This window comes from Synechococcus sp. R6-10 (genome assembly GCF_047461815.1).
Classification (GTDB): Bacteria; Cyanobacteriota; Cyanobacteriia; order Thermostichales; family Thermostichaceae; genus Thermostichus.
In genome coordinates this window covers 1-9,982 of record NZ_JANSHW010000048.1, presented here as the reverse complement: position 1 = coordinate 9,982, position 9,982 = coordinate 1, and the positions used below count along the sequence as shown (strand labels likewise).

The 9,982-nt window shown below is 59.3% G+C and carries 10 protein-coding genes and 2 pseudogenes; 6 read left to right on the top strand and 6 right to left on the bottom strand.

Going from position 1 to position 9,982, the window contains the following annotated elements; genetic code table 11:
• On the top strand, window positions 1–529 hold a 529-nt coding region (locus tag NW837_RS01570; RefSeq protein WP_414328965.1), incomplete at its 5' end, for a phosphoribosylanthranilate isomerase.
• 16 nt (window positions 530–545) lie between these two features.
• Here NW837_RS01570 and NW837_RS01565 read toward each other — a convergent pair.
• From NW837_RS01565 to rbfA, 5 genes and pseudogenes are all read right to left on the bottom strand, one after another.
• Complete coding sequence (locus tag NW837_RS01565; protein ID WP_414328967.1) at window positions 546–1,208, bottom strand: DUF4115 domain-containing protein; 663 nt, start codon at window positions 1,206–1,208, stop codon at window positions 546–548.
• Window positions 1,206–1,415: pseudogene (locus NW837_RS01560) on the bottom strand (helix-turn-helix domain-containing protein); the annotation flags it as partial. The gene NW837_RS01565 and the pseudogene NW837_RS01560, both read right to left, overlap by 3 nt.
• Window positions 1,416–1,483: 68 nt before the next feature.
• On the bottom strand, window positions 1,484–2,308 hold the full coding sequence (locus tag NW837_RS01555) for a pseudouridine synthase (protein WP_011431867.1): 825 nt from the start codon (window positions 2,306–2,308) through the stop codon (window positions 1,484–1,486).
• Window positions 2,309–2,349: 41 nt separating this feature from the next.
• Entirely contained in the window at window positions 2,350–2,883 is a 534-nt protein-coding gene (locus tag NW837_RS01550; RefSeq protein ID WP_414328964.1) for a hypothetical protein, read from the bottom strand.
• Window positions 2,884–3,235: 352 nt separating this feature from the next.
• Window positions 3,236–3,670 carry a 30S ribosome-binding factor RbfA gene (gene rbfA, locus NW837_RS01545; protein WP_414328963.1) on the bottom strand — a complete coding sequence of 145 codons (435 nt, stop codon included), beginning with the start codon at window positions 3,668–3,670 and terminating at the stop codon, window positions 3,236–3,238.
• A gap of 191 nt (window positions 3,671–3,861) precedes the next feature.
• Here rbfA and NW837_RS01540 point away from each other — a divergent pair, with 191 nt between their 5' ends.
• The 3 genes and pseudogenes from NW837_RS01540 (at window position 3,862) to NW837_RS01530 (ending at window position 6,734) form a co-directional block, all read left to right on the top strand.
• A complete protein-coding gene (locus NW837_RS01540) occupies window positions 3,862–4,077 on the top strand; it encodes a hypothetical protein (RefSeq protein WP_238376842.1) in 216 nt (71 codons plus the stop codon).
• A 122-nt stretch (window positions 4,078–4,199) separates the two neighbouring features.
• Entirely contained in the window at window positions 4,200–5,663 is a 1,464-nt protein-coding gene (locus NW837_RS01535) for a cryptochrome/photolyase family protein (protein ID WP_414328962.1), read from the top strand.
• Window positions 5,664–5,829: 166 nt separating this feature from the next.
• Window positions 5,830–6,734 (top strand): annotated as a pseudogene (locus NW837_RS01530) (IS630 transposase-related protein).
• 68 nt (window positions 6,735–6,802) lie between these two features.
• On the opposite strand, the gene glp reads toward NW837_RS01530, so the two are convergent.
• A complete protein-coding gene (glp, locus tag NW837_RS01525) occupies window positions 6,803–8,062 on the bottom strand; it encodes a gephyrin-like molybdotransferase Glp (protein ID WP_414328961.1) in 1,260 nt (419 codons plus the stop codon).
• Window positions 8,063–8,394: 332 nt separating this feature from the next.
• On the opposite strand from glp, the gene NW837_RS01520 reads away from it, so the two are divergent.
• Window positions 8,395–8,757, top strand: a complete 363-nt coding sequence (locus tag NW837_RS01520; RefSeq protein WP_414328966.1) for a cation:proton antiporter subunit C — start codon at window positions 8,395–8,397, stop codon at window positions 8,755–8,757.
• A partial coding sequence (locus NW837_RS01515) for a cation:proton antiporter (RefSeq protein ID WP_414328960.1) occupies window positions 8,750–9,982 on the top strand: 1,233 nt, incomplete at its 3' end. The genes NW837_RS01520 and NW837_RS01515, both read left to right, overlap by 8 nt.

The following is a 9,982-nucleotide window of genomic DNA, read 5'->3' as shown; positions in this document are numbered from 1 at the left end:
CCACGTGGAAAAAGTAGGGGTCTTTCTGGATCAGGATCCCCGCGCCATCGCCGCCTGGGTGGAAACGGTGGGCCTCACGGCTGTCCAGTTGCATGGCCAAGAATCCCCGCAAGATTGTCAGCAATTGGGGGAATGGCTTCCCGGGATCCGCCGCATCAAGGCCCTGCGCGTCCGCCAGCCGCAAGATCTGGAAGTGGCCAATCTCTACCGAGACTGTGTGGAGATGCTGCTTTTGGATGCTTATCACCCCCAACAGGCGGGTGGAACGGGGCGAACTCTGAATTGGTCAGAACTTGCCCACCGCTCCCTGCCCTTGCCTTGGCTACTGGCTGGTGGGCTGAACCCGGACAATGTTCTGCAGGCGCTCAGCCACCTGCAGCCAAGCGGCATCGACCTCTCCAGTGGTGTGGAACGTCGGCCAGGCGATAAAGACATCGACAAAGTCCGACACCTGCTGCAGCAGCTTGGCTCCCAAGGGTGGGAGATTGCTCCTACTCTGCCGCCGATAACGCCAAGCGCAACGGGATGATCATTTGGCTGGGTTCCTACTGCAGCGACTGAATATCCAACCCCGGCTCGAACATCAGCTCTTTCACTTCCCCAAATCGGCCCATCACTCCAAGCTCCCGGTCGTTAAAGGTCACCAACACACCGCCCGCATTGCCGGTACGCAACACGATTGACTGCTCCGCTTCCCAATTCAACTCGGCCCCTGGCTGTAAGGTGGCCTCAAAAACCGTTTGCCCATCGGCGATGACCCGCAACCAGGAAGGGCGCTCCACAACGCGAATATCCAGACGCACCGGCTTGCGCCCCGCCCCCCCTGAGTGAGCTTCCAAGACCTCGGGGAAGACGCCCTGAATGCGCGTCCATTGGTCGAGGGTGGGAAACAGTTGGCGGGCCGTGGGCTGAGCTGCCGACAGAGTGGGATCCGGGGAGTTGGCAGCAGGCGGTTGCTGGCCGGATCCCTCCCGACTGACCGTTGACAGGCTCACCAGCCAACGCCCAAAGGGATTGCCTGTGCCTTCCAAAAGAGCCGACAATCCCCCCACCGTCAGCACAATCAGCACCACATAAGCGGCCCAAAGGTGGAGAGGGCGCAGGGCAAAGGCAGGTTGCTGGCCGACAACAGCAAGAGGAGCTGGCGCGCGGGGGGTTTTGGCCGATAAAAGCGGAGAGGCACGCCGAGAGAGGGTTTCGCCATCCAACCCCAAATAGTCGGCATAGCGCTTGAGAAACCCTTGCACATACACCGGCTCCGGTAACCGGCTCAAGTCAGCTTCCTCCAGCGCCTGCAGATATTGGCAGCGAATGAAGGTATCGTTAGCTACTTCTGTCAACGTCAGTCCCCGTGCCTCCCGTGTTTGCCGCAACAGGGATCCCAGGGCTTCTAAAGAGTGTGCTGGCTCTTGCATCATTTGGCCACCTGCGGAAGAAAGGAGGCTACTGTGAGAGTTTGCACTCAGTTAGAGGCTCTGACGAGCTAATCGCGTGAGCGGGCCGGAGGCCTTAGAGGGCGCTTCCCGAGCGAGGATGAGCTGCTGTGCCCGGTGAGAGGGGCCAGCAAAGCTTGGAGCTCATGGGGATCCAACTGGCGGAACTGGCCTGCTTTCAGGTTGCCCAAGCCCAGTGGGCCAATGGCCTCCCGATGTAAGCTGAGCACCGGATGCCCAAGACGCTCCGCCACCCGCCGAATTTGCCGGTTGCGTCCCTCAAACAACACCACCCTCAGCCAGGAGCAATTGGGATGCTCCCTTTGCCGGAAATCCGGGGCAGGACAAAACTCCACCTCCGCCGGCAGAGTGGTGTACCCCTCTAAGTCTACTCCGTCTCGCCAATGTTGCAGAGTGGCCTGACTCGGATGCCCTTGTACCTGTACCCGGTAGGTTTTGGGCAGATGATAGCGCGGATGGGTCAGCTTCAAGGTCAAGTCGCCATCATTGGTGAGCAGCAAAGCGCCACTGCTGTCCGCATCCAGCCGGCCCACCGGGTAGAGGCGGGTTTGCCGTTTCCAAGATGGGGGGAGCAGATCCAGCACCGTCTTGCGTCCCCAAGGATCTGCACAGGTTGACAAAACCCCCACTGGCTTGTGCAGGAGCAAAACATAGCGCGCCGGATCCTTGGCCAAAGGGATCACTTGCCCATTCACCTCGATGCAATCCCGCTCTGGGTCGGCTTTGGAGCCCAGCTCAGTGACCACCTTCCCATTGACCCGAACGCGCCCGGCCAGGATCCAGGCTTCCACCTGGCGACGCGAGGCCAATCCCTGCTGAGCCAAGAGCTTCTGTAGCCGTTGGGGTTCTGCCATGGGGATTTGAACAGCAAAAGCAGCAACCGAAGCTGGGGGTGCTAGGCGGCAGAGCCTGGGGCCTCCGGCCCGCTTACGTGAACGGGGTTGGAGAGCCGGTCGGACAAATCAGCAGAATTGGAGGGCAACAGCAGCATCTCCGACTGAGACTCTGAGTTTCCTCCTAGAGAATAGCTGAGGCCACAGTCGAACTCTTCTGCCAGCCGACAGACTTCCTTGAGATCTCCCACCGACCAAATGCTCCAACTGCTGCGAATTTGGTTATCCACCCACACTTCCACGCGGTTGCCTTCGATGTGAAGGATGCGCTTGGGCTGGGCTTCTGAAGGGCAGCCTGCAGGCTCGGCCAAGACCTCCGGCCCGCTTACGCGAAGGGAAGATTTTTGCCTCAAGGCCCCCAGAGCCGCCATGAGCTGCGGCAGAGCCAGCAAAAGGTGCTGAGTGGCCTGTTGGGGTTGCCCTTTCAAGCAGGAAACCAAAGCTTCGGTAACACTCTGGTTTAGGGCCTGCAGAGCTTGGAGTGGAGTAGCACCCCCTAGAGAGGGATCCGGTTGCAGTGGGCTTTGAACATCCATGAAAAGGCAGGAAAGGCATGGACAGCAACCTTACAGCCCTTTCGCAGGTTGACCACAACAACGCCGCTGCCCTTTGGAGCAGAGCGCTCTGGTTTGCGCAAGTGTGCCGCAGACATGGAGTCCTGTACGGATAGACGATCGGGGGAAGGGCTGTATAGCTCCCTTAAGCCTAACAAATCCAAAAACTTCAGGGCCTCCGGCCCGCTTACGCGAACGTCAAAAACTTTTCTTGGATGTTGTCCGCATTGCTGCAAAGCAAAGGCCCCTCTATCTAGTGGCCATCAAGGCAGATCCTTTGCTCTCTCGTGCAAAGCAGGCTGAGCTCCAGCGCGGATCCCTCGAAATGGTGCAACTATTCGCCGCTCGATTCGTTTTCTTCGCCCTCGGCGGTGTCCTCAACCCCAGCTTGGGATCCCTCCGGTTCCTGGGCCTCAGAGGTCTGTCTCAGTTGGTTAAGCAGAGCCAAAACGCGGGATCCCCGCTCCAAAGAGCGATCCTGCAAAAACACCACCGTTGGCACCCGTCGCAGGCTGAGGCGCTGGCCGATTTCCCGCCGCACAAAGGGTGTGGCCGCCGCTAACCCTTCCATGGCCCGGTGTTGAGCTGTCTCATCCCCATAAATGCTGACGAAGATGCGAGCATTTTGCAGGTCATTGGAAACCTCGACATCCACAATGCTGACCATCCCTGCCCCGACCCGGTCATCTTTGATCTCCGAGAGCAGGATTTGGCTGACCTCTCGTTTGATCAGTTCTGCTACCCGTGCCACTCGTCGCGCTGTCGCCATTTTTGGATACCTAGGCTAACATCATCCGCAAGCCTGCTCTGGCTGGTGTGGAGCTCAGCCCTTGCCGGCTCGATCCCAAGAACAGTAGCCAATGCTACGAGCATCTCTTCCTTCCACCTTTATCCTGAGTCCATGTCCATCTTGCCTTGAGTATGAATACCTAAAGCCATCGATGGATGGATGGAGACGTGATGATCAAGACGCCAGAGGCGCTGCGGCGCTCCATTGAGCAGTTTATGCTGAATGTGACGGAGCCGCTTGACCCGTTGCTTTCCCTGAAGCTGACTCAGCTGGTGGTGATGTTGGGGGATACAGCTTACGCGATGGGATACAGCGATGGCCAGCAAAAGCCAGAGGAGCGCTGCCGCTATTGTCCCAGTCGGGTGTTCGACAGTCTAGAGCTTTGATAGGGTTCTTCAAGGTTCTTTAGAATGTAGCTTCTGGCCGCCCCGGCTCCCAGCCTTGGGGGGAGTGAGTTGAAAGGGGCGGTGGCAACCGGCCAAGATGGGATCCCATTGCTTGGCAGCCTATGACTTCCCCCGTTTTGCTTTGGCATCGTCGCGATCTGCGGTTAGGGGACAACACAGCCCTGCATGAGGCAGCCCAGCGCAGCTCTCAGGTGGTGCCTGTCTTCATTTTCGACCCGCAGATGCTGAGACGGTCGGACATGGCCCCAGCTAGGGTGGCCTTTTTGCTTCAGGCTCTGCAAGAGCTCCAAGAGCGCTACGCCCAGATGGGGATCCCACTGATCTGGCGGCTGGGGGATCCCTCGGTGGAGTTGCGGTGCTTGGCCACAGACCTGGGAGCCAGGGCCGTGTTTTGGAATGCCGATGGGGAGCCGTTCGCCCTACAGCAAGAGAGTCGAGTGCAGGCCAGTTTGGCCGCAGCCGGGATCCAGTCCTTCTCCTACCAAGATATGCTGCTGCACGGGCCGGGGGAAGTGTTGACCCAGGCGGGGGAGCCCTATTCGGTCTTCACTCCCTTCTGGCGCAGGTGGGCGAGCTTGCCCAAGCGGGATCCCTACCCAACCCCCGAGGGTCTGCAGCCGGTATCGGGACTAAAAGCGCAGCCTCTACCGACTTTGGCAGATTTGGGCTTTGTCTGCGACCAGCGGATCCCAGCAGCGGGGGAAGCAGCGGCTCAAGCCCTTTTGGAAGACTTTTGTCAGGGTTTGCGCATTTTGGACTACGAGCGAGCCCGCAACTTCCCGGCTGAGCCGGGCACTTCTCTACTGAGCCCCCACTTGTGCTGGGGAACGATCGGCATTCGCCAGGTGTGGCAAGCCACGCGGGAGGTGGAAGCCGAGGTGCGCAGCCAAGAGGCCGAAAGCAGCTTGCAAACTTGGCGGCAGGAGCTGTGCTGGCGAGAGTTTTACAAGCATGTCTTGGCCCACTGGCCCCACGTGGAAACCGGAGCCTATCGACGAGCCTTCGACGCCCTGGAGTGGGACAATCGGCAGGACTGGTTTCAGGCCTGGTGCACCGGTCAGACGGGCTACCCCATCGTGGATGCGGCCATGCGCCAACTGAACGAAACCGGCTGGATGCACAACCGCTGCCGCATGATTGTAGCCAGCTTTTTAACCAAGGATCTGCTCATCGATTGGCGCTGGGGAGAACGCTACTTTATGCAAAAGCTGGTGGATGGGGATCTGGCGGCCAATAACGGCGGTTGGCAGTGGAGCGCCAGTGTGGGCACGGATCCCAAGCCCCTGCGCATCTTCAACCCGGCCACGCAAGCAGCCCGCTATGACCCGGAAGGAGAGTACATCCGTCGCTATCTGCCGGAGCTGGCACGGCTGGATACGCCGGCTCTGCTGTGGGTGGGAGATGACCCCAAGGGAGCCTGGGCTTTGCGGGAACGGCGAAGCTGTGGCTATCCGGATCCCATCGTGGATCACAAGGTGCAGCAGCAGGCGTTCAAACGGCGCTACCAGGCGGTGCAGCAGGCCTACTCTAGGTCTGTTCGAGACGGTCTCCCCCCTCCTTCCTAGTCCTCTGTGCCGCTGCCCCCTCTCTCGACGACGGCAGACAAAAGGCAAGACAGGTGCCATTTGAAATGACCACAAAGCAGGTCTGTGTAGTTGTAGTCAATTCAGTTGACAATGAGACGGTGTTAAAGGCAAGATGACGTGGGGGTAGACCTCAGGAGGAAGCTTCATGACCTATAGCTTAGACCTGAGAGAGAGAGTCGTAGGGTATGTCCAGGAAGGGGGCAGCCCCACTGCAGCTGCACAGATGTACAAAGTCAGTCGTGCAACGGTTTATCGCTGGCTGAACCGAGAAGACCTGAGGCCGACAAAAGTCAAGACTCGGAAGCGAAAGATAGACTTGGTCGCTCTGCAGCAAGACGTAGAACAGTACCCAGAAGCTCGACTGAAGGATAGAGCCCAGAGGTTTGGCGTCCATCCCAGCGCTATTTACTATGCTCTTAGGAAGATGAAAACAACGCGAAAAAAAAGAGTTAAGGCACCGAGAGCGGGATTGGCAAGAGAGAATCCAAGAGAGAATCAACGACTCTAGGGTCTTGAGGGAGTTGGTTCAGAAGTATGGAAGTGAGAGTTTAGCTTACAATGGGCTCTGCACCGCTGACGCGAATGATGAGAGAATGACGAGACAGGGTTTGGGGAGATACGCACCTGTTTTATGCTTGGCCAAAGAGAGGGGAGAAAGTTTATGGGAAGAGAGAGAGCTGAGTAGCCGGTAGGAGGAAGGAGAGAGGGGGTTTGATAGCCCCGACGCTTTTTCAAGTAGCTCGAATGCGGAAGAATTTGAGGGACACTAAATGCCGAGTTTGGAGAGGACATCTGTATTGACTCTGGGCAATGGGCCGATTCAAAGGCCTAGGGCCTGCTCGGCGAACGGAAGGGAAGGATAAAGGATTTGATGAAAGCGGCAGGGCAGGAGGTGGTTTTTTGCTGAGGCCCTCGCCAGACTTGAATGAGATTGAGGGTGACTTTAGTGCTCTCAAGAGGGCAAGGATGCATGCTGATAGAGGAACTTCTGTGGATGAAGTGATAAGGCCTGCGGTCCGCTGTTGCAGACGGAACTGTTGTACTGGCTAGCGTCTCATTGTTATTTGGATTGACTATGGCGGCTATTCCAGCAGCAGCGAGAGGAGGGCTAGGGATCTTCAGGGCAGTTGCAGCACCTGAACGGGCGAACCAGCAGGGATCTGGGTTGTCCCTACTGGCAGCACAGCCAAGGCATTACAGCCAGCCAGACTGATGAGATTGCCGGAATTGAGGTTGGCGGCGGGCTGAAATTGGATCCCTTCGGGCTTGACCTGCAGCCGTCCCCAGAGATAGTGTTCCCGCTGACCGTCGGCATGCAGATCCACCGGGCTGAAGGCAGAGAGGATCTGCCAGTAGGGGGGCAGGGATCCGCCCATTTTTCGCAGGGCCGGGTGCAAAAAGCGCCAGAAGGTCACCAGGGCAGAGGCAGGGTTGCCCGGCAGGCCAAAGTAGAGCTTGGGGGGGCCGTGGGGATTGGGAAAACGAGCCACCGTCAGGGGTTTGCCCGGCTTGATGGCCACGCTGCGGATGAAAATCTCGCCTCCCAACTCCTCCAGCACCTTTTCCACCAGGTCAAAATCCCCCACCGATACCCCTCCGGAAGAGATCACCCCATCGGCGGAGGCCAGGGCCTGCTGGACGACCTGCCGCAACACCTGGAGCCGATCCGGCACGATGCCTAACTGGATCGGGATCCCACCCGCTGCCTTGACCAGAGCCGCCAGGCCGTACTGGTTGGAATCCACGACCTGCCCCGGCCCCGGCACCTGCTGGATGGGCACTAGCTCATCCCCTGTCGAGAACAGGGCTACCCGGGGCTGACGAAACACCGGCACCATCGCCTGTCGGATGGCGGCCAAAACGGCTAGCTCCGCTCCGCCCAAAGCCTGCCCTGCCGGCAGGAGGGGATCCCCCTGGCGGGCAAAGTCTCCCTGAGGCCGGACAAATTGGCCCCGCTGCGGACGCTGCAAGAGGCGAACGGTTCCTGGCGAAGGTTGCTGCGTGTATTCCTGCATCACCACGGTGTCCGCACCGCTGGGCAAGAGGGAGCCGGTGTAGAGACGCACCGCTTGTCCAGGCTGGAGCTCTCGGGTGGGTGCCTTTCCGGCGGGGAGAGTCTCAATCACCTGCAGCTCACAAGGGATCCCCGCTTGCACATCTTCATGGCGCACGGCATAGCCATCCATACTGGAGGTGGGATGGGCCGGAAAATCCTGGGGGCTATACACAGTTTGGCTGAGAACGCGGCCTTGGGCGGATCCCAGCTCCACCCACTCTGGGCCCAGCGGCTGAACCGCCTGCAAAATCAGGGCTTCTGCTTCCGCCACCGGCAGCATCACGGCTTTTAAACCCCCTTCTCCAACACCTTTCTTCAGCATCCAGAAGTCGGTTCCGCCAAGGCCATTAAATTACAACTTAAACTGCGAACAGCAGCCATGAATTCCGACCTTGGCATGAGAGGTGTATGACCAGGATCCCACCAAGCTCCAGAGCTGGCAAGAAGTCGCAGCAAGTTGCCCATTGGGAGCTGCAGCTCTTTCGAATTCGGGATCCCGGTCTTGCTGGGGAGATGGGGATCCCGGCAGCGTTGCAGCCGGCCACAGGCTATCTGGCTGCCGCGGCTGCGGAAGCTGGATACTGGTCACGTAGCGGGCGTAGCCTTAGAACGACTGAGCGACCAGATAGCTCGAGCGCAGCAAGCGAGGTGTCCATGTTAAGTGCCGCCGTCATCCTCACGATCTTCCTTGGCTTCTGGGGAGTCGTGGTCAAGCGCAACCTATTATTGAAGATCCTATCTATGGATGTTATGAGCACCGGGGTCATCGCCTTCTTCGTGATCTGGGCAGCCCGGAGCGGTGTGTTCACCCCCATCTACAAACCCTGGCGCGAGCTGGACTATGCCGACCCGGTGCCTCAGGGGATCATCCTCACGGCCATCGTCATCGGCCTATCGGTACAAGCCTTGATGTTGGTGGGGGTGATGAAGCTGTCCCGCAATCATCCCACCCTCGAAGTCGAGAGCATCGAACAGGCAGTCGCGTCAGGGGCGCAGAGCACTTTTACCGATGACTGAGCTGACGCTGGTGTGGGTGGCATTGCCCTTTCTGCTGGCCTTCACAACCTACTTGATGCCGGCCCTGACCCGTCCCAGCTTGGTGGGGATGGCCGCGCTGACGGTGGCCTATGCGGTGCAGCAGGGGGGCTTGCCCGGCACAACCGCTGCGCCCTTGGAGCTGCAGCTTTTGGATCACTTCGGGGTGACGCTGCGGATCGATGCCAATGGAGCAGCGATGCTCTTGGCCCACGGCCTGGTCACGCTAGGAGTGGCCCTGTATTTGGATAGACGCTTTGCGGGCAGCCGCTTTCTGGCCATGCAGTTGCTGATCGTCCACGGTAGCGCCAACGCCGTCATCATCAGTGCTGACCTGATCAGCGTCTACGTTTCCCTGGAGGTGCTCAGCATCGGCGTGTTTTTGCTGCTGACCTACGGGCGGCGGGCTGAGGGCCAACCCACAGTGGAGAGCCGCGAACGCCAGCTCTGGGTGGGGCTGCGCTACCTCTTCATGAGCAATGTGGCCATGCTCTTCTACCTGATGGGCGCCATCTTGGTCTATGTGCGCACGGGATCCCTGGCGATGAGCAGTTTAACTATGGCCGACCCCACAGCCTTGGCGCTGATTGCTGTGGGTCTTTTGGCCAAGGGGGCGATCTTCGTTGCCGGCCTGTGGCTGCCTCTCACCTATGCTACCGCGGATCCCGTTGTTGCGGCGGTGCTCAGCGGTTTTACGACCAAAGCAGGAGCCATGGCTTTGGTGCGCTGCAGCCAGGCTTCGCCGATCTTGGCCCAGGGGTTGCCCTACTTGAGCGCCGGTTCAGCCGTTTTCGGGATCCTACTGGCCTTGATGGGGAGCACGCCCCAGCACCTTCTCGCCTGGAGCTCGGTATCGCAGATGGGATTTGTGATTGCTGCCCCTCAGTGGGCGGGTTTGTATGGCCTTGCCCATGGGTTGGCGAAGCCCCTGTTGTTTGTTGGAACGAGCGTGAGCCATCGCTGGCGGTGGCCGATGCTGCTCTTGGGGACGGCTTCCCTGGCAGGGGTACCCGGCAGTTTGGGGTATGCGGCCAAGGCCCTCAGCTTGTCTGCTCTGGATCCCTGGCACGAGTGGCTGCTGGTGGGGGTTACCGTCGGCACCACTTGTTTAGGCGTGCGAGTGCTGCGGGCACCTGTTTCTCCAATGAAGGGGGCAACCACCTCTGCAACTCCTTGGCAAGATAAAGTGGCACTGGTGCTTTGGGGT

Coding starts and splice junctions, on each gene's coding strand:
- NW837_RS01555 (WP_011431867.1), bottom strand. CDS start 2,308: ATGGCAGAACCCCAACGGCTACAGAAGCTCTTGGCTCAGCAGGGATTG.
- NW837_RS01550 (WP_414328964.1), bottom strand. CDS start 2,883: ATGGATGTTCAAAGCCCACTGCAACCGGATCCCTCTCTAGGGGGTGCT.
- rbfA (WP_414328963.1), bottom strand. CDS start 3,670: ATGGCGACAGCGCGACGAGTGGCACGGGTAGCAGAACTGATCAAACGA.
- NW837_RS01540 (WP_238376842.1), top strand. CDS start 3,862: ATGATCAAGACGCCAGAGGCGCTGCGGCGCTCCATTGAGCAGTTTATG.
- NW837_RS01535 (WP_414328962.1), top strand. CDS start 4,200: ATGACTTCCCCCGTTTTGCTTTGGCATCGTCGCGATCTGCGGTTAGGG.
- glp (WP_414328961.1), bottom strand. CDS start 8,062: ATGCTGAAGAAAGGTGTTGGAGAAGGGGGTTTAAAAGCCGTGATGCTG.
- NW837_RS01520 (WP_414328966.1), top strand. CDS start 8,395: ATGTTAAGTGCCGCCGTCATCCTCACGATCTTCCTTGGCTTCTGGGGA.